At 33.5% G+C, this 24,167-nt stretch carries 13 protein-coding genes and 1 pseudogene; 7 read left to right on the top strand and 7 right to left on the bottom strand.

Annotated features, from left to right (window positions below; all coding sequences use genetic code 11):
- Nucleotides 1–341: 341 nt before the first annotated feature.
- Complete coding sequence (gene map / locus OXU93_RS07575) at nt 342–1,103, bottom strand: type I methionyl aminopeptidase (protein WP_267384851.1); 762 nt, start codon at nt 1,101–1,103, stop codon at nt 342–344.
- Between the two features lie 498 nt (nt 1,104–1,601).
- Here map and rpsB point away from each other — a divergent pair, with 498 nt between their 5' ends.
- The 3 genes from rpsB to OXU93_RS07560 all read left to right on the top strand — a co-directional run bounded on the left by rpsB (nt 1,602) and on the right by OXU93_RS07560 (nt 4,799).
- The gene (rpsB, locus tag OXU93_RS07570) at nt 1,602–2,435 is read left to right on the top strand and encodes a 30S ribosomal protein S2 (RefSeq protein ID WP_267383596.1); all 834 of its coding nucleotides are present in this window, start codon (nt 1,602–1,604) and stop codon (nt 2,433–2,435) included.
- Between the two features lie 372 nt (nt 2,436–2,807).
- Nucleotides 2,808–3,479 carry a translation elongation factor Ts gene (gene tsf, locus OXU93_RS07565; RefSeq protein WP_267383595.1) on the top strand — a complete coding sequence of 224 codons (672 nt, stop codon included), beginning with the start codon at nt 2,808–2,810 and terminating at the stop codon, nt 3,477–3,479.
- A 225-nt stretch (nt 3,480–3,704) separates the two neighbouring features.
- Entirely contained in the window at nt 3,705–4,799 is a 1,095-nt protein-coding gene (locus tag OXU93_RS07560; protein WP_267383594.1) for a hypothetical protein, read from the top strand.
- A gap of 43 nt (nt 4,800–4,842) precedes the next feature.
- Here the strand turns inward: OXU93_RS07560 and OXU93_RS07555 are convergent, their stop codons facing one another.
- The gene (locus OXU93_RS07555) at nt 4,843–6,531 is read right to left on the bottom strand and encodes an ABC1 kinase family protein (RefSeq protein WP_267383593.1); all 1,689 of its coding nucleotides are present in this window, start codon (nt 6,529–6,531) and stop codon (nt 4,843–4,845) included.
- Nucleotides 6,532–7,494: 963 nt separating this feature from the next.
- Nucleotides 7,495–9,039, bottom strand: a complete 1,545-nt coding sequence (gene crtH, locus OXU93_RS07550) for a carotenoid isomerase (protein ID WP_267383592.1) — start codon at nt 9,037–9,039, stop codon at nt 7,495–7,497.
- Between the two features lie 380 nt (nt 9,040–9,419).
- Here crtH and OXU93_RS07545 point away from each other — a divergent pair, with 380 nt between their 5' ends.
- Nucleotides 9,420–10,325: a J domain-containing protein gene (locus OXU93_RS07545; RefSeq protein ID WP_267383591.1), complete on the top strand. Its 906-nt coding sequence runs from the start codon at nt 9,420–9,422 to the stop codon at nt 10,323–10,325.
- 707 nt (nt 10,326–11,032) lie between these two features.
- Here the strand turns inward: OXU93_RS07545 and OXU93_RS07540 are convergent.
- Nucleotides 11,033–11,188: an alpha-amylase family glycosyl hydrolase gene (locus OXU93_RS07540; protein ID WP_267384850.1), complete on the bottom strand. Its 156-nt coding sequence runs from the start codon at nt 11,186–11,188 to the stop codon at nt 11,033–11,035.
- 310 nt (nt 11,189–11,498) lie between these two features.
- Complete coding sequence (gene argC / locus OXU93_RS07535) at nt 11,499–12,557, bottom strand: N-acetyl-gamma-glutamyl-phosphate reductase (RefSeq protein ID WP_267383590.1); 1,059 nt, start codon at nt 12,555–12,557, stop codon at nt 11,499–11,501.
- Nucleotides 12,558–13,762: 1,205 nt separating this feature from the next.
- Between argC and OXU93_RS07530 the strand changes: the two genes are divergently transcribed.
- The 3 genes from OXU93_RS07530 to OXU93_RS07520 all read left to right on the top strand — a co-directional run bounded on the left by OXU93_RS07530 (nt 13,763) and on the right by OXU93_RS07520 (nt 18,091).
- A complete protein-coding gene (locus tag OXU93_RS07530; protein WP_267384849.1) occupies nt 13,763–14,593 on the top strand; it encodes a YaaW family protein in 831 nt (276 codons plus the stop codon).
- Nucleotides 14,594–14,715: 122 nt separating this feature from the next.
- The gene (locus OXU93_RS07525; protein ID WP_267383589.1) at nt 14,716–15,957 is read left to right on the top strand and encodes an O-antigen ligase family protein; all 1,242 of its coding nucleotides are present in this window, start codon (nt 14,716–14,718) and stop codon (nt 15,955–15,957) included.
- A gap of 1,948 nt (nt 15,958–17,905) precedes the next feature.
- Complete coding sequence (locus OXU93_RS07520) at nt 17,906–18,091, top strand: hypothetical protein (RefSeq protein ID WP_267383588.1); 186 nt, start codon at nt 17,906–17,908, stop codon at nt 18,089–18,091.
- 80 nt (nt 18,092–18,171) lie between these two features.
- Here the strand turns inward: OXU93_RS07520 and OXU93_RS07515 are convergent, their stop codons facing one another.
- Both OXU93_RS07515 and acnB read right to left on the bottom strand, forming a co-directional pair.
- Nucleotides 18,172–19,134, bottom strand: coding sequence for a protochlorophyllide reductase (locus tag OXU93_RS07515; protein WP_267383587.1), 963 nt, complete (start codon nt 19,132–19,134; stop codon nt 18,172–18,174).
- A 1,168-nt stretch (nt 19,135–20,302) separates the two neighbouring features.
- Nucleotides 20,303–22,849: pseudogene (acnB, locus tag OXU93_RS07510) on the bottom strand (bifunctional aconitate hydratase 2/2-methylisocitrate dehydratase); the annotation flags it as partial.
- Nucleotides 22,850–24,167: the final 1,318 nt, after the last annotated feature.

Raw genomic sequence — 24,167 nt, 5'->3', positions numbered from 1 at the left:
TTTACTATATTCAACTACTAACCGATAAAAAATTAAAGCCTGATTTCTATAGGAACAACTCATTCCTGCCGACTCAATTAATAGTTTATTTACACAGATAACCTTAGTTTGTACGGGACCACTCCTCAAAACCTAAGTCTACGTCCGCGACAGTCTAGCATAACCTAGTCTATAGCACCCAAAACTAAACAAAATAAAAGGAATACAGTTAGCAATAGATAGTTAACATCAGATTTAAATCTTATTCGGTTGTATATCATTCTTTTGGTTGTATATCATTCTGATGTTGTTTTCTTAAACTAGCTAATTTTAAATAAGATATAAAACCCTAAGTAAAACTGTTAATCAGGTAGAGTTAACACTTCTGCCCCAGCTTCTGTTACCGCTAGAGTATGTTCGAATTGAGCTGAGAGCTTACCATCTTTAGTAATTGCTGTCCAACCATCATCTAAGACTACTGCTTCCCAGGTTCCCTCGTTAATCATCGGTTCAATAGTAAATACCATTCCTGGACGGATTCGTTTGCCTTTACCCCGTTGTCCAAAATGGGGAATTTGAGGAGGCGTATGAAAAATATGACTCACTCCATGACCAACAAAGTCCCTGACCACCGAAAAACCGCAGGGCTCAGCGCATTCTTGAATTGCAGCTCCAATATCCCCGATTCTTCCTCCAGGAACAACTGCAGCAATACCTCTTTTTAAACATTCTTCTGTAATCTCTACCAATTGTCGAGCTTTTGAGGAAGGGGTTCCGACAAAAAAAGTACGGGAAGTATCGCCATGGTAACCATCAAGGATAAGTGTAACATCAATATTGATAATATCTCCATCTTTAAGAATTTGCTTTGCATTAGGAATACCATGACAAATAACTTCGTTAATGCTAGTGCAAATTGATTTAGGAAAGCCATGATAGCCCAAGGGCGCGCTAGTAGCATTGTGTGATTGGGTCCAGCGTTCTGCTTCGTCATTCAAGTATAAGGTACTTACACCTGACCTCACCATTGGGGCTAAATGATCCAATAACTGGGCCGCTAAACGTCCAGCCCGTCGCATTTTTTCTATTTCCCGTTTCGATAATAAGGTAATTGTTTCTCCCATCAGTTCTATTCGCAATTAGACAGATAATCTCTCATCCTAACATCTTTTTGAATAAGAGATATTAATTTATAAATAAACAAGAGAACTTGAGATATACTTGCTATCGTGTATGTTGACATTAAAAAAATAATTGCTAGAAAAACAATTAGTAGAATAGTTAAGTAATTATTAAACTTTGCTTTATATCGTGAGTAAAAAAACTGTTTTGTATAATCGACCTCTAGTGATTTACCTGTTTAGTATTTTTTATTTATTGGAAGCTATTTTTAAAATTTAGTGAATTAAATTCAGCTACGAACTGATATCCCAATCAGTCTTGTTGTTAATCTGTAACACTACTAGAATAAGATTGAATTTTGTGAGTGCACTTAGAGTTTTAGATATAATGATGTGATATAGTCAAAATGAATATCACATATCGCACATTCAGGATTTCGGGTGTTTCTTGTGAGAAATACACCTGAATGGAGGGTAAACCCGAATAGGAGAAAATTAAAAATGTCAGTTGTTTCCCTTGCAGAATTGCTAGAGTCTGGAGTTCACTTCGGTCACCAAACCCGCCGCTGGAACCCAAAAATGGACCCTTATATTTACACAGCCCGTAATGGGGTTCATATTATAGACTTAGTACAAACCGCCCAGTTAATAGAAAATGCATACCAATATGTACGTATCTCTTCAAGCAAAGGGAAGCGGTTTCTTTTTGTAGGAACCAAGCGTCAAGCAGCTGGGATTATTGCTCAAGAGGCCTCTCGTTGTGGAGCAAATTACGTTAACCAGCGTTGGTTAGGAGGAATGCTCACCAACTGGGAAACTATAAGGACCCGAGTTGAACGCCTCAAAGAATTAGAGTCTATGGAAGCTAGTGGAAATCTAGGTCGCCGTCCCAAAAAAGAGGGATCAATGTTGCGAAGAGAACTAGGCAAGCTCGATAAATATCTAGGTGGGATTAAAACCATGCGTAAGCCACCCGATATAGTTGTTGTTGTCGATCAGCGACGGGAATATAATGCTATTTCTGAGTGTCAAAAGCTAGGAATTCCCATTATATCTCTTCTAGACACTAACTGCGATCCTGATTTTGCTGATATTCCTATTCCGGCTAACGATGATGCTATTCGTTCAATTAAGCTAATTCTAGGTAAGTTAGCTGATGCTATTTATGAAGGTCGTCATGGTGAACTTGATTCCCAAAAAGAGTACGAGGAGTTTGAAGAACACTTCGGAGGGGATGATTACGAGGACTATGATGATTATGAAGAAGAAAAGGATGAGATCGAAAATGTAGACTCACAAGAAGTCACGGCTGAAACACCTCACGAAGAGGAGTAAATAGACCCCTTTTTGGGACTAATTTGATGGGATATATATCTAATATTTTAGATATCCCGTCACTCTAGCTAAATAAAAACAATCAATACGAAGTTTACTTTTGATTAAAGGGAGATTGTGGAGTATAACTTGTGATAGGATTCTAAAATAGGTGATGTAACGCCTACTGAGGGTAAATCAACAAGTCAGGCTTAACAGTCGAGCCAATAGGGTAATTTAGCAAAGATGTTCAGAAGAATCTAGTTCAGCCTAGAAATCCAATATATCGTAACATTAATTCGATAAAAAGGGTGTATTAGAAGTGATGTTGCTAAGAATCTAAGACAGCAACTACAATCTAAATCTTAGTGGAATCTAATCTTAAAAGTTAACATGGCGGAAATCTCAGCAAAACTGGTTAAAGAGCTTCGAGAAAAAACGGGTGCTGGCATGATGGATTGCAAAAAAGCACTTCTAGAGAGTCAAGCTGATATGACTAAAGCCATAGAATGGCTGCGGCAAAAAGGTATCACATCAGCCGAGAAAAAATCTGGACGACAAACGGCAGAAGGATTGGTAGAAAGTTATATCCACACGGGAGGCCGCATCGGTGTCCTCGTAGAGGTCAACTGCGAAACTGACTTTGTTGCTCGCCGAGATGAATTTAAAAATCTTGTCCGCAATGTAGCTATGCAAATTGCGGCTTGCCCCAATGTAGAGTATATTCAGGGAGAAGATATTCCAGAATCTGTCCTTGCTAAGGAAAAAGAAATCGAGATGGGACGGGATGATTTAAATAACAAACCTGACAATATCAAGGAAAAAATTGTTCAAGGACGTATTGAAAAACGGATTAAAGAATTATCTTTGATGCATCAGCCCTATATTCGTGACCAGAGCATTAATGTAGAGGAGTTGATTAAACAAACCATTTCTAAGTTGGGGGAAAATATTCAAGTCCGCCGTTTTATTCGGTTTGTTCTTGGAGAAGGGATCGAAAAGGTGGAAACTGATTTTGCAAAAGAAGTGGCAGAACAAACTGGACAAATAGATTCTAAGTCATAAGTTGAAGTTGAAGGAGTTTCCTTTTAAGCTAAAGCTTCTAAAGCTAGAATATCTCGACGGTTCTCTGCAAACAAGAGAATAGAAAAGATACTCTTTTTCTTGTATAGATTCTATGTCAAAGGCAAAAGAAAGAGCTGTATTGCTATACTTTTGCCTTTTTGATATTAATTATCAATCTACTAAGTAAACTGTTAGTTAGAAAGTTATCTCAATCGATATTAAATTATGGCTAAATCTCTCCAACAACTTCGACAGGATATGACAGTTATTGAAAATAAAACCAAGGAACTTGCACTTGAATTAAATCGACTTTATATTGATTACCTGGAATCTTTAAGTCAATCAGTTCAACAACAATTGATCTTAGCCTGTTATCATATTTGTACTCAAATTTATCCTAAACAATTTTTAAAGTTAACTTTTAGTAAAAGAGAGAAGTTACAAAACAGTTTACGTCAATTAGGTCAAGGGGTTCAAGACCAACTTTTATTTTATTTAAAACCCACTTCTACTGTTCCAGAGCAAATAGTTTACCAATTATCCGAGTTGGAAGATAATTCAGATGAGATAGATAATTCAGATAAGATAGATAATTCAGATAAGATAGATAATTCAGATAAGATAGATAATTCAGATAAGATAGATAATTCAGATAAGATAGATAATTCAGATAAGATAGATAATTCAGATAAGATAGATAATTCAGATAAGATAGATAATTCAGATAAGATAGATAATTCAGATAAGATAGATAATTCAGACAAGATAGATAATTCAGATAAGATAGATAATTCAGATAAGATAGATAATTCAGACAAGATAGATAATTCAGAAGTAGATTTAGAATCTAAAATTCTAACAATTGAAAATCCTGCAGAGTTGGTGAACTGGTGTAAAACAATAGAACAGAGAATTAATAGTACTTTAGAAAGTCTTTCTCAAAAAGCTAATAATTATTTGCAACAATCTCAAATTATCCCTTCCAATTTGCCTCCTCAGTTATTAGAAATGGCTTTCAAAGCTGAAGAAGGAGAATTATCTGCAGGAAGAACACCTAACATTATTAATTTTTTGGTAGAGACTAATCGAGAAAAAAAAGAGAAAGAAGAAGAATCTGAATCAGAAGTTACTAGATTTTCTGCTATTCAGTTACAACTATCAGAAATTGTCTTTGCTAATGCGACTTTAAGTCTAAAACGTAAAGAGATTCGCAAGTTTTTAGAAAAGTTAAAAAAAATACACCAAAGTTATCGTCAAGTACAGCAGGAATATACAAAAGTGGAGGCCGAGACTGCCTGGCGTTCTAGTTGGCATGAATAATTCTTTTTCTATATAAAGAACAAAAAAAGAAAAAGTTGATGGGTTAACTTTTTTTATCAAAGGAATTATTTTTTCTTTCCTGATTCATCAAAACAATTATAGAATGTAACAAAAACAAGCTAAATAGTCCGGATAATCCAAAACCGATTATAGCAAATTTAAAATATGTTGTGGTAATTAGTAGGAGAGTTAGTAACAAAGTAAATCCTGTTAAACACGTATAAATCAAGCATTTAATTCCTAACCTAATAAGTTTAAAGTTTCTTTTATTTTCTAGAGAATAAAGACTAAGTTGAAGTTCTCCTTGATCGATTTTTTGGACTAGCTTTCTCATTAATCGATTAGTTGAATTTGGGTTTTGCCAAGTTTTTTTGATAAAGGCTCTTGTTTGTTGAGCTGCGGCACCAAGAACTAGTCCTTGTCGATTACTTAGTGCAATTTTTTTAACAAAAGGTCGGCTTGCTACTAACAAATTATATTGAGGATCTAGTGTGCGAGCAATACCGTCGAGAGTTGTTAAAGATTTAATAACAAATGTCATTTGAGGAGGCAACCGAAAGGGTTGTTTTTTAAACATTAAATATACTTCATTACTAATAGCTTCAAATGCTTTAATATCTACTGGTTTATCTCGAAAATTTTCCAAAACGAATCCAACAATTCGTTTGATAGGACTCATATCTTTCAAGGGTTCAATTAACCCCATATAGACTAGAGTTTCGACAACTTTATCTGTATCTCTTGTTAAAACAGCAAAAAAGGCTTGGTTCATTTGTTCTTTGTCCATCAATTTGACTTCCGCCATAGTGCCAAAATCATAGAAGATTAGCTCCCCTTTTTTACTTACAGCCATATTTCCAGGATGAGGATCGGATTGAAAAAAACCATCAATTAACAACTGTTTCAAATAGGAACAGATTCCTAGTTGAATGATACTATCTAAATCAATTCCATTATCCTTTAAACTGTTAGGTTTATCTACTTTAATTCCCGGGAGATATTCTAATACTAATATTTTTTTAGTTGTATATCTCCAATAAACTTTGGGAACTTTAATTTGCGAGTATTGTCTAAAATTTTTTTTAAATCTCTCTGCATTTTTGCCTTCATGAATATAATCTATTTCTTGGAATAAAAGCTCAAAAAACTCTTTGTAAATTGTTTCAAGCTGATATTGTCTAAAATTAGAAAGATAGCGGTTAAGTAAACGAATTAAACGATGTAATACTTCAAAATCTAAATTAAAAATTTTCTCTAATCCAGTCCGTTGAACTTTAACAATAACTTCTTGCCCTGTATATAATTGGGCACGATGAACTTGTCCTAAACTGGCTGAGGCTAGAGGGATTGATTCAAAGTTCTTAAATAACTCATCAATTGTCTTACCTAGTTCAGTTTCTATCACGTTGATTGCTTCATCTGAATTAAAAGGAGGAACCCGATCTTGTAATTGACTCAATTCTTGAATATATTCAAAAGGAATAAGATCAACACGAGTAGAAAGAGATTGACCGATTTTAATAAATGTTGGACCTAATTCTAACAAATTCTTAACTAACCATCTTGCCCGTTTGTGTCTACGTTTAGATGAATTCTTCTTAATTAGTTTATCCCACCCTAACCCTAGAAAAAATTTAAAACTAACTCCAAAAATTTCCCATTGGCGCATTATAGGAGAAAGTTTAGATCGTTGCCAACGTGGTGATTTAGACAATACCTTTTGGGTAAGCATAAAACTTGAGGATAGCTATTAAGTAGTGGTCGAAAATTGTTAATCCTACAGTAATTATACTGTATTCAAGATCACCTATTAGTCAATAAGTTCTTTAAATTATGTAATCAAGTAACTATCCTACTTATTCTTAGTACATGACCACTCTAATTTAGTAAAGTAGATGTAAATATAAGCTTTTAATCTCTATTTATCTATAAATAGAGATTAAAAGCTTACATTTACCCAAAAAACAATAATTTATGCCAAAAATATCGGTTTGATTTTAGTAAATCAATTATATTCTAAAGTACTTTTATATAGTTTTTATTTTTTTAAAACTATATAAAAACTTATTTTTTATACTTAATAAATATCTAAGTTTGTTGTTAAATCGCTTACTTTTATAAAATATTAATGTTTATTTATAAAGTTAAAATCAAACTCCTATTTTTTGTTTTATTAAATTGAGTGCTTACCATTTTTAATATATTATTGCAATTTTTGTATTATCAGTTAATAATTAACTTATCGAATCATATAAATAAATAACAATAGATTATTTTAAATAAATCAACTGTAAGTAATTACTATTCAATAGTAATTACTTCTTTTATTACTTCCTCATAAAGAAACGAGTGATTATTCTCAGTTTAAGTATTTTAGTTAGTTTGTTTATCCAAGATTTTTAAGCATAATAGAATATCTTGAGAGGCTTGAGGTGTACTCCTAGTAAATAGGATAACAAACTAGAATAGTTACTACTTGATAAGTTGAATAATAATAGAGCTAATGTTTTATAGTTTGATTTTCTATTGTTAATGTAATAAATCAATGTTTGCCATTGACTAACGAGTAATTGATGACTTTAAATAATTTTTACTCCATTCATTTTAATTAAATATCTGCTCTGCTGATAAATTTTCAGTTGTATTCAATTACATTCATACTTTGATCATGCTCATGACCAAATATAGAAATATATTACAAATCTAAATCAACAGCAATATGATGGCTACAAGCAAATCCCGAAAAGGCAACTGCATTTAGCCCTTGTCCAGGAAAAGTGCTGTCTCCTACACAATAAAGTCCAGGAACCTCCGTTTTATTAAAAGGCATTCCCAATAACCCTGCCAACTTCTGCTTTGGAATGGGTCCATAGGTTCCGTCATCTCGTCCTAAAAACCGTCTATGAGTACGGGGAGTCCCCACTTCTTGGTAGTCTATGGCTAGTGTTAAACCTGGAAAAATCGCTTCTAACCTTTCAATTAAGTTATTAGTGGCTCTTTCTTTTTGTTTTTTGTATTCTCTCGTAGAAAGTCCTTGCCACTCTTTAATCCAGCTTGGGGTAAAAGTGTGGATAATATGACGATCACGAGGGGCTAAACTTGGATCAAGAAGCGTAGGAATAGAGACAAAAATCGTACCTTGTTCAACTTCCATCTTGTCCCAATTTTCCAACAAAATATGGTGACATTCAGTCTTAGAAGACAATAAGTTAGCCTTAACTCCTAAATGTAAACTCAAGAAACTAGGAGATTTTTTATAACGATTTCTCCATCGTTTTTCCTTAGCCGGCATTACTTCATGGGCTAATAATTTTTCAAAGGTATCCCAACGAGTGGCATTAGAAATAATACGCTTAGCAAAATATTGTTGTCCACTGGCTAATTCTACGCCGATTGCCTCCCCTTTTTTTAGCAAAATTTTGGTTACTCTAGCCTTATACTGAACTTTTCCTCCCATTTTTTCAAACCCTTCTACTAATTTCTGGGCAATCTGTCCGACTCCCCCTTTGGGATAATTAATCCCTCCATAATGACGGTCAGAAAATACCATCCCTGCATTAATCATCGGGGTGAGATTAGACCGAACCACTGACCAACAGTAACATTCCATATCAATGAAGTTCAATAGTTGAAAATCACTTATGTAGCGTTTGGCAATTCCCCCTACATTACGCGGTAAATATTTAATTAATTCTAAACAAGCCCTAGGATTTTGAAAAAAGATTTTTGTTAAGTAGCGAGGTTCTTCTAAAGACAGTAATTCTATTGCATTGAGACAGTTAAATATTTTCCAAAATTCATCGTAAAAACGACGAATTCCCACTTTTTCTTGCGGAAATTTAGTGATTAATTCTTTTATAAATTGATCATAGTTTCGATAAACTTTTAAATCCAACCCTTGAGGTAGATGATAATGTATCTGTACAGGATCCTCAATTGTTTCTATACTAACGTCAACAGCTTCTAGGGCACGTGTAAGCAAGTTAGTTGTACCTTCTTCACCCAATCCAAAAATCATAGACGCACCTACGTCAAAACGATATCCTTTCCGTTCAAAATATCCAGCACTTCCTCCAGGAATTAAATACCGTTCTAGTACTAGTACTTCTGCTCCCTTGGCTGCTAATTGAGTAGCAGCAACTAATCCTCCAATTCCTGAACCAATCACAATGACATCATAGTCTAGAGTCTTTCTACTGCTTGTAGATACTTTAGTTAAAGACTCGTTTTGTGTGATCATTTATACCCTCAGCGACGACAATAACTCATTTACTTTTCAAGTTTATCTATTTACAAGATAAGCTTGAAAAGTAAATGAATTAGACTTTTTATATACAAATAAATAGTGATTCCATTCTATACCAAGTTTAGGTCTATTATCGAAGATATCTATAGATCTTAACCTTTAGTTGTCTAAGGAAGAATCATCAATAATGATTAATAAAATTGAGGTTAAAGATTCTTATCAGAAATGGAAATAACAATTTACTTTATGGTTAATATTTCGTAATTTTTTTAATCATATCTTTAATATTTTTCCAAAGTTAAACATGATATATATTTAAGGATATTCTCTACTCACTTTATTGACGTGAGTTAAAGGTTGTTAACTACCTGATCATGAATTTTTTAACTTCTATTGGAAATGTATTCCAAAGTTTGTTGCTTTTCATTTTTATTTTCTGTGGGATATGTTGGCTATTATCTCCGCCTAAGCCCCCGACTGAAAATCTTAATTTCCAATTTAGACGACTAACTTGTTTGTTGGAAGATGCTCCCCAAAGTTCTTTACGTGGACAAGCATATCCTTTAGCTAGTTCTCTAATGACTCCTTTGACTTGTTTATTGGAAGATGCTCCCCAAAGTTCTTTACATGGACAAGCATATCCTTTAGCTAGTCCTCTAATGACTCCTCTGAGCTGTATTTGGGAAAAAGGGTGGTATACTTTTTACCGCCAAAGCCTAGCAAAACCTGGGGTTAATTATTGGGAATGGAAAAATTTTCCCCTTGCCACTGAATCTGTCCCAGAATTATTTTGGTTATGGCGTTTGCCTGAACCTAAAAAAGCTTCCAAACTTATCCTCGAGTCTTTAGCTAAAGAAGATCAGTCTTTCTGGAATCAAGAAACTATCAACGGACTCCGACAATGGCATCATCAAGCGACCCAGAGTTTAGGGTTAAGTAAACTCAAGACTATTTATCAGGTATTTTATGGAATGCCTTGGATACGGTTGCAACCTATTGTAAGTGAATCTCCTCTTCCTCTCAACTATGCTTTCTTTGATGAGTCATCCCCTTGGTGGAAGGTTTTTAATCTTAATCCTTTTCCAACTTCGTTACAAGTTGAGCATACCTATAAAAGTTTAATTCGTCTTTGGCATCCTGATCAAACTCAACACCCTCTAGCTCATTATGTCACAGCCCGTCTTAATAGCGCTTATGGAGAGTATCAATTGCGTCAGAAGAGGAATTCTCAAAAACTGGGCTTAGTTCAACAATGGTTCAAATCACGATTTTCCTCATGACATCCCCCAATAGGGTTAAGTACACGGCACGAGCTTCCCTGCTTCCCTACTGGTCTTTTCTATGTAAAATATTTCCTTTTATATATCCTGATTCAGACACCTAACGATTAATCAGCTATTATATGTATCGTTTGTTAACTGCTGGGACAACTCTTTTCCCTCATTTGTCCTTCTGTGTCTGTTTAGTCAATAGTGCAGGTTTCTTGTACAAAAGCTAAAGTTTATTTTATTTTTATTTATTTTGATTGAACAATCTGTAATCTGGTTCAGAAGATTTAAATGGGTTATTAAAGTTAAAGAGAGTTAAACTTATCGGGGTTTTGTATAACTATTCACTCCAATGATTAATACTTAATCATATAAAATACGAGCAAAAATGTAAACTTATTTTTTAGTACATAGAGTCTTATCTTCTCCAAATAGTAAAGCTTCATAAATATGACGCAACTTAATTGATTTACGACGACAATTTAAAACTTTTTGAAACTTTCTGATCCTATTGCCCTTTTTTTAAAAAGCCTCACCGACAGTCAGGTTTATTACCTACAGATAAACCAATCTTATCCCCATAAAATATATTAGGGGTTACTGGGAAAGTAAATAGTAGTAATATCGATAATCTGAGCATAGTACTATTGCCTCCGGCAATAGTTAATAAAGGCGCGATAATTGCTCCAGAAGTGGTAATTTACAGGCAGATTACCATCCTACTTCGAATATATCGTTAAAGAAAAAAAGCCCCAACTGGCGTGATTAAAAACCCTATCAAGAATAACTTTAAAGTTACGTTTATGAACCTCTTTTAAGAGTTCTTCAAAGGCTTCATTTTCGCCTAAGAGAGGATCAACCGTATAGTAGTGTATGATAACGATGATTACTGGCAGATTGAAAAATAGGATTTAAATATAAAGCAGTAATAACTAAATCCTATAAATAATCAAGTTTATTGATAACTCCTCAAAGATTCCCCCTTTATATTCTTGAAAAATCGGAGGGGCATCCTAGTTTTCGAGAGAAGTACTTAGTAAGCATTGTTGATAGGAAAAAACTTTTCTAGCAAAACTATCAGGATAAATTCGGTAAAAGATAGCATCTTTAACCTAATCTGGAGTATGAATCGACATAGTTTAAATCAATGGGAAATTACAATTGTTGCTATTGTTTGTTTCTCATTTAGGGGTAAAAACACAGTCGAGGCAATCCTAGAGTTTGATCCCAACCCATCATTAAATTCAAACACTGTACTGCTTGTCCTGCTTGACCCTTGACGAGGTTATCAATAGCAGACATAACGATGACGCGATCAGTATGGGGATCTGTTTCAACTCCAATATAACAAAGATTAGTTCCCCAAGCCCATTTTGTTTGAGGATAAACACCATGAGGTAGAATTTTTACAAAGGGAAAAGAACGGTAAAATGCACTATAAATGGTTAGAATATCATCTCTAACTAAACCGGGATCTCGCAGAGATGCATAAACCGTTACTAAAATACCCCGAACCATGGGGAGTAAATGAGGGGTAAACTGGACTTTAACTTCATAACCTGCTAAATCAGAACAAATCTGTTCTATTTCTGGTGTATGGCGATGGCTAGCCACTTCATACGCCATAAATGATCCCTCTGCTTCTGCCAGCAAGAGAGGGGTTTTAGCTTGACGTCCTCCCCCTGACGTTCCTGACTTAGCATCAATGATGGCGGTTTCAGGAAGAATTAAGCCTTGTTTTAGAAGGGGGGATAAAGCCATCAAACTCGCTGTAGGATAACACCCAGGACATCCCACCAAAGAAGTAGATTTAATTTCTTCTTGATATAATTCAGGAAGTCCATAGACAGATTGAATTGCAGTTTCGTGATCAGTACGATCTTTGTTGTACCAGGCACTATAGGTTCCTAAATTACGAAAGCGGTAGTCTGCAGAAAGATCGAGTACTTTGCAGCCTTTTCTCAATAATTGGGGGACTAGCTCGCAAGCCAGTCCATTTGGAAGTCCCAAAAATACTACTCTACAACGGGAAGTTATTAAATCTATATCAATTGGTTCTATACTCAAATTAACGCAATGGGCTAAATGAGGATAAAGATCCCCATAGGGCTTTCCTACACTTCCACTCCCTCCAAGATAAACAATATCTACATTTGGATGTTCTAGCAATATTCGTACCAGTTGTATACCACCGTATCCTGAAGCTCCAATAATCCCGACTGGTATTTTCTCTAATTCACCCATAAATATTACTTCCTAGAGTTTAGCCACAGTCATCTATCCCGCCTTGGTTATTGTAATCTCAAATCTTTCCCTTGAATCAAAAAAATTGTTGAAGCTTCTCGTCCAGCCTCTAGAAATTATACATCTATTTATTAAAGTTAGATTAATCTATTTTTTTATTGCTAATTTATTTTATGTTGCCTATTTAGCCTTCTCAAAGTTTCACGAGATATAATATACGTTAATCGTTGTATTGTCTTAATATCCGCTATGATTCTCATAAAATAATCTGTATAAGTAGTTTTATTAAAAACTAGATGGATTATTGCTGAGCATCATAACAATGAATAACCAGGTAGATAACTTTAAATAAGTCCAAAATAGAAGTGTAGATTTAACAATACAAGTATTAAGATATCAGTTTATTTATGGATATAGCTCACGCTATTATATTACAATGACTATAAAATTAAATTATTACCATGAATTTATATAATTAAATGAGGTAAATATCATAAGCAAACAATTAAGTATATAGACTAAAATTTTAAATATTAGGTCAACACAAAAACCAAGAACAAGAAAGATATTTTAATAAATAAAAAATAAGAAAAAATACATTTCTGAGTTATTTTAAACTAGGTTTTGTTATAACCATAATCTATTCATGACAACTAATTTACCTCAAGTTCCTTGTGAAATTATTTCATTAATGATGTGTAAGCATTAAAGTGTAGGGAGCATCACATTTTAGAATACTCACCCAATATTTAATCTTATGGTATGAGAAAAAGGATTCTATCTTTGTAAAATGATTGTCGAAAAGTTATTGCTAAATGGAATGTTTTTAGGTTAAAAATTAAGGTCTGGAAATATTGGGTAACAATTTTTTGATTATGAAGCGCGATTTAACTGGGTAGAACGGGGAACAGCTAATTTTTTTTAAAATAAAAGCATGTAATTTGACTTGATGATTAACCATTGCTCCCGTGAAGTTTGCAAGTCAACTCTTCTTTTCCCTATACCTGATAACGATGAACATTTAGTCAACAATCATAGACTTATGATTTAAAATACCTAAATAGCTTAGAGAACTTTTGAAAAGTTATTTAGTGTGTCAATTTGCATCACTATTTGTGGTACACACTAACTCACAGCAAACCTAGAAATCGATAAAATCAAGAAAATAAAGTAAATCTTAAAATCCCTTGATGGAGGTCCCAACATTGGATGAACTGCGAGCGGTACTAGAATTAGCGACAGAAGACGATCTACGTCATCTGACGGAAATTCTTTTTTGTCGTAAATTTAATCCCCTTGATTATTGGCAAACCCCTGATCCGATTGAAGTAGAAAGTCAAGACTGGAGTAGTTGGATAGATACTGTGGAAAAACGGTTTCGTTATCTAGGCGCTGACGGTCTCACTGTCCTCAGAAAAAAGAGTAATCAAGTTAGCTACCGTCAAATTTTAATTCGTGTTTGTCAGTACTTGAAGATTTCTTATTCTAACCAAATGACTACTACCGATATTGAAGCAGATATCTTTCTTTATCTGGTGAGAAAAGCTTGGAAAAAACTTCCCCTTTGCGAACAAAAGACTCTGACTGAAAAAATAGAGCTATCATTAGTTCATCCTAACTGGAACAAACCTTGCTCTGCTAACTTTCAAAAGAATTACCTTAGTCTTCTATTAAAGAGTGGCAGCGTGATTGCAGTAAACTCTGTAGTAAAACCCTGGTTACTTAAACATATTGCTCAACAATTTGTCCTTCATTTTGCTCGATATCAAGTCGCTAAACAAGCTGTAGTTGGAGGAGGAGCAGTAGCAGCTAATCAAATTATTCTTAAGACCGCTAGGCGGGGAATGATGATGACAGCCGCTAGTTATGGAACATTTCGTGGGGTTTTTGCTTTTGTCGGCCCAGTTCTATGGGGTTATTTTTTAGCCGATTTAGGATGGCGAACGATTGCTACTAATCACAGTCGCATTATTCCAGTAATTTTTGCCTTAGCCCAAATTCGCCTTACTCGGACTGAATATTTAGAAACCACTTAAATAAGTAAAAATAGTCGATATTTATAATTTATACTTTACATATTATCAAATATTTGATTTATATTGTGAAGCCTTTTCTATTCTCGTTATCAAGTCTCCGGTCAAGCTCTAATAAGCTTCAAGTGGTAGAGAGTTTTTTCAAGTTTGGAGTCTTTTTATTCCCTTTTTCTGCAATTATTGGGGGTGTTGGTCTAGTAATTGCTTTGTTTAGCCTATGGCAGCAACGTTTTTACCAAATTATTTCTGCTCGGTTTAGCTGGATATTAGGATTATTTAGTCTTTGGCTAGTTATTACAACATTTTTTGCCTTTCAACCTATTCTTGCCTTACAAGGATTGCCAAATTTTCTACCGGGAATTCTTATATTCGCTGCTTTCCCTATATTTTTCAATAATTTATATCGACTGTATCAGTTTGCTTGGTGGGTGGTTTTAACGTCTATTCTTCTGACTGCGTTAGGGTTTATGCAACTGGGATATGGTTGGGAAAGTCCCCTGATTTTTAGGAGTATTGGAATTCAATTACTAGCTTATGGTAATCCTAATGGCCGAATGTCTTCTCTATTAATGTATGCTAATATTCTAGCCATTTATCTTTTGATTGCTTTTATCTTAGCCTTGGGATTATGGATTTATATCTATCGTCGTTGGCAGAATAAGCATAGACGTAAAATAGTTGTAGAACTAATTATTTTGAGTTTTGCGGTCGTAATGGATGGCTTAGGATTAATTTTTACCAATTCTCGCAGTGTGTGGGGACTAGCCTTATTAGGGGTGATGGCTTTTGCCGTTTATTTACGTCGGTATTGGATTATCTTTCTAACAGTTATTGCTGTTGGAATGGTTGCTTGGGCTGCCTGGGTTCCTTTTGGACAGGAAACTATGCGCGAATTAGTTCCTCCCTATTTTTGGACGAGATTGACAGATGAATTATATGATGACCGCTATATCACTGCTTTACGGACTACCCAATGGAAAGTTGCTAAAGAAATGATATTAGAACATCCTTGGTTGGGATGGGGACTACGGAATTTCACTCCAGTCTACCAAACTAAGATGAATGTGTGGATGGGACATCCACATAATTTATTTTTTATGTTGTTCGCCGAAATTGGTATCCCTGGAACTGTACTTTTTTGTGGCATTGTGGGAAATGTGATATTTCAAGGAGTAAAAAACTTAGTTCAGTTATCTAATAAACAAGAGAAAAATCAGGAACATTTGTTGCTATTTACTTATTTAATAAGTTTTTGTAGTTGTATTTTATTTAATCTGTTTGATGTCACTCTTTTTGATGTTCGTGTTAATCTATTAGGATGGTTTTTGTTATCAGCAATCGCTGGAATAACAAGAGTTAAACATTAGATTTAAAGAGACAATAGTTAAACACAATAATTAAGATAAGCAACAATGAGTTTAGATTACAATTTATTTTCTTAAAATTTAAGTAAAGTCATGACTAGCTTTTCAGATTTTATTATAAAAATATTTAATCAATGTATTATTTGTCACAATTAATTATTTGGTTTTATTGTTAATTAAGTATTATCTAAAAAGGTGTAAGTATACTGTTATCGTTACCTAAAATCAACTTAAAAGTAAATAATTAATAGAAGTTATTTTAAGCAAAAGCACTGTCAATTAGGCGAGAGGATGACAGTACTATTTGAATATTTGAATTAAACTCTATTATAGACATGATAAAGATACCACATTTATATACAACTTAACTGTTCAAGTTTTCTGATTATTTTCTAATTAATTATCTTTTTAATAAAAAATAAATGCTGCATATTAATTTCACAAAAATATATTACTAAATAAATATAAATTATTGACTTAGAAATATGTCCATATTACTAAGTCAATAATTTTTAAATTAACAAAATCTAAGCCAGGACAATTATTCTTAACTAATAAACAATATACAAAATCCTATTAGATTTAATCTATACTAGTAAGCAATAAATAACAGAATTAATTAATTGCGAAAGAAATATCTTCTGTGCACCATAATAAAAAAAGTTGCACCGGTGGTTGCAGCTGTTTACAATAGATTTTTTGGAGGTATAGTAAGTAAGCTTAGTTGAATTAGGCAAACATATCCTACTAAAACCTAATCTTTTAACAGCAAGTAACTTCATTAAAGAACGTATTTACTACTAACAAAACACACTTCACTATAATAGTCAAGTTATTTGAAGATAAGACAGAAAAGACTTTGAAGATATGGGAGTAGAATCTCTATTTGGGGATCGTCTTGCTGTCATAGAATATATTGGGAGTCGCAAATGCCAATGCCTATTTCCCTTCAACCTAAACAATAGAGGCTCTTGTTATAGTATTCAAAGGTAAACTTTACTTTATTAATAGCGATAGTTTTAACTATCTAAGTCTATCTAAAGAAGCGATGAGAGCTGATGTGGTCATTAATTTCCTAAAAGTCAAGCCCACCTCTAGCTTATCCTAACTCTAAGAGTTAACGAATTCTTTGAATACATGTTAGTGCATGCTAGAAAAATAAAAGCTTGGGGGCACATAAAAACAGGAAAAGATATCGAGTACTCCTGAAAAGAGGTTAATGCAAACTTAGTGTTTATCGTTGGTACGATAATAGATACACCAAAGCTACTAACAATACACTCTCAGTTAATTATTATTGATAATAATATAGACGATAAAGGTAATAACCAGATAATGTTAGATCTCGTTTATTATAAATTTTGGGTGCATCGACAATTATATTTATTTTCAATAAAAACTATAGTTAATATTGTGGTGGTTAGACTTCTCTTCCCAGTTGTGCATACTGTTATTGTACAAATACACCTTGGTCTCTACTCAAAGCTGACTCTATTCACTTTTTCTCTACTTTCTACAGTACAGTTGCTAGTTACTAATTGGAAGTGACCAAGAACGTTAATAATTATTGATACTAGTTTATATAGAGTGTTTTATTCTATCTTTGAATATTTCTACATTTATTTTCTTGACAAATTCCTTAGGGGATATTCAGAAAAACAATTAGGATTGCTGCATGACATAAAATTAGCTGTCAAGTTTAGTTACATACATATTATAGATTTAATTATTTATTTAGTTATAGGACATAACGTCAATCATTTTAGCCTCTAATTGCTTAATAACACTGTCTACTCTTCAGGGGCATTTTCTATAAATTTAATCGAGATTTAATTAAGAATTAACAATATTAACACTTATCAAGAAAAAATTATTACAATGAGAGTAATGAGGTTATAGTTTAAACCTCATTGATGACAATTTATTGAGTTCAGGTCAATCAGCCATTTGTATGGAATATAGTACCTCGTCAGGGAAGGTTGTAGAGTCTCCAACTCACAGGTGGGCTTATATTATAGGAACCACAATCGCTTTATTAACACTTACCTTACCGATGTTTGCCATTGCTTATTATTCTCCACAAAATCGTCGAGCTGGGCCAGAAACCTCTATAGAAAATTTTCAACCATTACCATAATTGATGAGTATCTCTTCATATGACCAACGATACTTAGAGATTTGCTGATGAGTCCAACTACAAATCTTGCCGTTTAAGATTTAAGTGAGTCCTACTAACTTTAGACTCAAATCCCACAGAAGTTTGGCCTTTTCATTATCTTTAGCTTGGGGAGAGACTTTTTCTACAAAAGACAGACGATCTTTTATTTGTCTATTTCCCCAACTCCAATAGACTCCCGATTGATTATAATCAGGAGAAGCTACGACTGCAGCCACCCGCTCTCCTGCTAATTCCTCAGAAACAAATCCTTTAATAATATGTTTTTGAAACCAAGGGAATAGTTTTTGAAACAAAAGATAATGGTTACGGAAAAGGGCTGTATTGGCCACACATCCTGGATAGAGAGAACTAAAAGTAATACCAGTCGACTTATGATACCGTCGGTGTAATTCTCGCATGGTCAGAATGTTACATACTTTGCTATCTTTATAAGCTTTCACGGGTTTAAAGCTTTTTCCGTCAATCATAGAATAAGGGTTTTTAAAGCCTCCTATAAATCCTTGAAACTCTCCTAAATTGGGTTGTGGTGGAATTTTTCCACCTAATTCATTGGGATTGTGAGTTACAGTTCCCAAGATAATTAACCTTGGTTCCGAAAAGGGTGAATCCTTGAGATGATTTAACATCAAGTTACATAAAAGAAAATGTCCCAGATGATTAGTAGCCATGGTTAACTCATAGCCTTCAGGTGATCGCAAAGGTTTTTTGAGTAATGGCATATAAATAGCGGCATTACACAATAAAACGTCTAAAGATTTTCCAGTATCCTGAAAAATTTTTGCAAACTGTCGAACACTTTCCAAACTTTCTAAGTTAATAGGTAAGGCTGTATAGCTGTCTAGGGAGATACCTATTTCCTGGGCTACCTTATGGGTTTTTTCTAAATTACGGCAGGCCATGACAACGTGACAATTCCACTTTTGAATAAGAGTTTTCGTTGTGTGTAACCCGACTCCTGATGAAGCCCCTGTAATAATTACAGTTTTTTGAGTTGATTTCATTTATATTAAAATCTTCTATTTATTAGAAACACTCCCCTACCACTTAAGCAGAGATTACTATTCTAGAATAATTGAATTGTTGGGGCGGATTAATATGTAGCCATAAATGGGGTTCGATAAATTAGCTGTATTTTGAGCGGCTGGCTCTAGACTATTTTGGTGGAATTCACAAACTAATGTACGATTGATATCATCTAATTATATAAACTTAATCGAAATTAGTTTATTTGTTATCAATAAACAATAATAAGTATGAAGTGTAAAAACTATTCTTTTATATGTAAATAAATATCAAAAGTACATATAGGATTGTCATATTGTTATTACGAAAATGCTAATATCTGATTTAAGTAACTATTTAAAAAATAATGATGTAAGTATTATTTATCTGCTGAGCTTAAATTTAAACAATAAACTTTTTTTAAGAATTTAATATTAATATGTAATTTCCATTTTTTAATTAATAGGTTAACCAAAAATATTATATATTATTTTTGATTTCTTATTTCTTATTTGTCTTTAGATAATTGCCAGTAATAATTTTATTTGTAAATTTAAAAAAATTAAACTTTTTTAAATTTACAGTAGTTATTTGAATAAAGTTTTAATTTATGATGCTATCCCATTCCCATATAATTTTAGTCCTGTACAACTAAGTTTTTAAAATTTAATTTGTTATACTAAAACCTTAGTAATTTATATAATGTTTTATCTATAAATATATAGAGAGTAACACAGTCATATTGTTGTCTATAACATAGACATAATCCTACGATTATATCTAACTAGACTAGAAAATATTTGAAGTTTATATACTATTACCGATAAAAAGAAATTATTATAATTGTACTTCTTCTAGACAAAAGATAAAATTATAGTACTTAAGTTTTGATATAGATAATTTTACTTGGGTAAAAATCTATGTTTTAGTTTACGATAAAAACATCTGACTTCAATAAATGCTGCCCTAGATATAAATCTACTTCTTCTCTGTCTCAACCCAATCCCAATTTTTTTCAAACTTACGTTAATTTATGCTTGTTCTAATAGATTATTAGTGAAGCAGAAATTACCCACTTTATTATTTAACTTAAAATTAATACTCAAATACCAGCTAATATACTCAATTACTGGTATTTTTCAAATAAAAAGCTAGTTTTTGATCTCAAAACTTATCAATTTTATTAAAATTTAAATAACGATATAATTGACTAGAAAGGGGGTCAATTATTTTTGTAACAATAGTCATGTATTCCTCAACTGTTGGGATTTTTCCTAGCGAGGCACACACTGCAGCCAATTCTGCGGAACCAAGATAAACCTGGGCCCCTTTTCCCATACGATTATTAAAGTTGCGAGTAGAAGTAGAAAATACTGTTGTATTATCTTGTACACGTGCTTGGTTTCCCATACAGAGGGAACACCCAGGTACTTCTGTACGCGCACCAACAGCCGTAAAAACCTCGTATATACCTTCTTCCTGTAACTGTTTTTCATCCATTCGAGTTGGAGGACAAATCCATAAACGTACGTGCAAATCACTATTTTCTACTATTTTTTGTCTTTCTAAAATTTTAGCAGCAGCGCGATAATGTCCAATATTTGTCATACAAGAACCAATAAATACTTCATCTATTTTCTCTCCTGAACATTCAGACATTAATTTAACATTATCTGGATTATTTGGTGCAGCAATAATAGGTTCTGTTATTTTATTTAAATTGACTTCAATAGTATCTGCATATTCAGCGTTTTCATCGGCTACCAATAATATAGGATTTTTTAACCATTGTTCCATTTTTTCTACACGACGTATTAAAGTTTTAGAATTTTGATAACCTCGCATAATCATATTTTTAATTAAGGCAATATTGGATTGTAAATATTCAGAAACAGTCTCTTTTCCTAACTTAATAGTAGAACCAGCACAAGACCTTTCTGCAGTAGCATCCGTTAATTCAAATGCCTGTTCAACTTTTAAAGTCGGTAAACCTTCCATTTCCATGATACGTCCATTGAAAACATTAACTTTTTGCTCTTTAGTAATGATTAATTTCCCTTCTTGCATAGCTACCCAAGGAATAGCATTAACAATATCCCGTAGGGTTACCCCAGGTTGTAATTCTCCAGTAAACTTAACCAACACTGATTCCGGCATATTCAAAGGCATTACTCCTAATGCTGCTGCAAATGCAACCAATCCCGAACCTGCAGGAAAAGATATACCTAGAGGGAAACGAGTGTGAGAGTCACCTCCGGTTCCGACTGTATCAGGTAATAACATTCGGTTTAACCAAGAGTGGATAATACCATCCCCAGGATGCAACACGACACCTCCACGAGTTGAAAAAAAGTCTGGTAACTCTTTATGAATTTTGACATCGACAGGTTTGGGATAAGCCGCAGTGTGACAGAAACTTTGCAGGGTTAAGTCTGCATTGAACCCTAAACAAGCTAATTCTTTTAGTTCATCACGGGTCATAGGTCCTGTAGTATCTTGAGAACCCACAGTCGTCATTATAGGTTCGCAAGAACTGCCTGGACGAATCCCAGGTAAACCACAAGCTTTACCCACCATTTTTTGTGCTAGAGTAAACCCCATTTTTCCTTTGTTTTCGATAGAGGGAATAGGACGAGTAAAAATAGGGCTAGGTTCAAGTCCTAATGCATCACGGGTTTTATCAGTTAACGCACGTCCAATAAGTAGAGGAATACGTCCCCCTGCACGTACTTCATCCAAGATAGTTTCAGGTTTAAGGACGAAGGTTGCAATAATTTTTTCTGCTTGATTAGTAATTTCTCCTTTGTATGGATGGATAATGATAACATCTCCAGTTTCCATCGCGCTGACATCGCATTCAATCGGGAATGCACCGGAGTCTTCAGCTGTATTAAAGAAAATAGGAGAAATTTTTCCGCCAATAATATATCCGCCTGAACGTTTGTTAGGGATAAAAGGGATATTATTTCCAATGTGCCATAAAACAGAATTGATAGCAGATTTACGGGAGGAACCCGTCCCAACAAGGTCTCCTACGTAAGCAACAGGATAACCCTTCTCTTTGAGTCTAGTGATAGTCTCTATTCCCTCTGGGACAAGGGACTCTAGCATAGTTAGAGCGTGTAAAGGAATGTCTGGTCTTGTAGTTGCATGAGGGGCAGGAGAGAGGTCATCCGTGTTGGTTTCTCCACAAACTTTAAAGACAGTGACAGTAATGTTCTCAGGGACTTTAGGTTTATTTATAAACCAGGAAGCATTAGACCAAGCCTCGATAACCTGTTTGGCATAAGAGTTAGTTTCCGAACATTCCAAGACTTCATTAAATGCATCGAAAACTAAGATAGTTTTACTTAATGCAGTAACTGCTGCTGATGCTAAGTCCTTATTAGGAAATTTGAGTAGTTCAACTAATGAACGTACATTATAGCCTCCTATCATAGTTCCTAATAAGTCCACTGCCTCTTGAGGGGAGATTATAGGACAGGTTATTTCACCTTTAGCTATCCCCGTTAGAAATCCTGCTTTAACATAAGCTGCTTCATCTACGCCAGAGGGAACTCTATCTCGTAGTAACATCAAAAGTTCTTCTCTAAGTTCTTTGGGGGGATTTTTTAAAAATTTACATAGTTGTGAAGTCTGTTTAGCTGTTAAGGGTAAGGGAGGAATTCCAAGTTTTGCACGTTCTTCTTTGTGTTTATAATAACTTTCTAACATTTAGTTTTTCTCCTATAGTAGAAATTTTTAGATTTTCGATTGGAACGGTAAAGGGTATTCTTTTTAAGAATATCAATTCTATTCTAAGGGTATTGTCCTTAAGAGTATTAATTTTAATCTGTTGTAATATAGATATTTTTATTGAGAATTTTATAAAATTAATCTATATCTTTGATGATTACTAGAACTTAATTAGTTCACTTTGTTTTTAATTAAGATTTTACGGTTTACTACCCAGTTGTTAAGTTTAGACTCAATATTGTCCAATTAAAAATCTAGATATTATTTCCATAAAATTGAAATAATATACAGTACTTCGATTTATTAGGTATATGTTGTTGAAATAAAAATATAGAAATTCAAAAATTAGTTTTGCGACATGTTAAATTTAACCTAATTTAAAATTTATTTATTGAAACACAAAATTGCAGCTACAAGTATAGCAAAAGTGCGTTTTGTAAGTAAAAAAACACACTTATTAGGTGATAGATATTAAGAACATAATCACTTAATTGATTAAGGATAAAATATCTCAAATACTGCTTTAGTTCTTTGTTATTAACATCTGTTAAATAAGCACTTAACTTATAAGTTATGAATAAGTAACTAAGTATAAGCTAAAGAAAAGCAACCTAACAGAGTACAATAAAAAATTAGCCTACAAAATAACTTAGCAATGAATGCAATAAACTCTTCTCTAAGCGGTTAATTAGTTGCCGTAGTATCTCGTTTGTTGATTGCTTTTTAAACGGTACTTATTACAATTGATTTGATTCATTTACCTATATGCGCTTTCAGGCATCGTAACATAAGTTATGTTATTGTTCCATGGATGACAGAGAATATTCATCAATTAACCTGTGATTATGTCATTATTTCATTGCACAACGATAAATACTATCATCTGGCTAACTTTTTTCGAAAGTTAGCCAGATGATAGTATTTATCGCCAATGCGGAGTGGTTTCTAGAAAAATAATGTTATCTTAAGTTAGTTTTACAATAAGAAACGCTATGTAGAAGAGCCCTACTTCAAAAAAATAGTTCGAGGAGAATATTTTCACCGTTTATGACGTGTCGGCTAATCTTCTTTTGAAGAGGCAGGAAATGTTTTGTTTGACCGTAAAAGACATTGATTCTAGACGGAACACGGAGTTAGAACTGAACCAAATTTATACTCTTATATCGTATACAGAGGTTTTATCCCTATACTTGGTAGATAAAATGTCTTATCGTTTAGATGGTTATTTGCTCTATTATTCTCCTACTACGTACTTGAAAACTACCTTATAGAGATGCGGATACCTATAAAAATCATA

The sequence above is a fragment of the Cyanobacterium sp. uoEpiScrs1 genome (assembly GCF_947331815.1).
GTDB lineage: Bacteria > Cyanobacteriota > Cyanobacteriia > Cyanobacteriales > Microcystaceae > Rippkaea.
The sequence above is the reverse complement of the archived record's forward strand: the minus strand, read 5'-3'. Positions and strand labels throughout refer to the sequence as shown.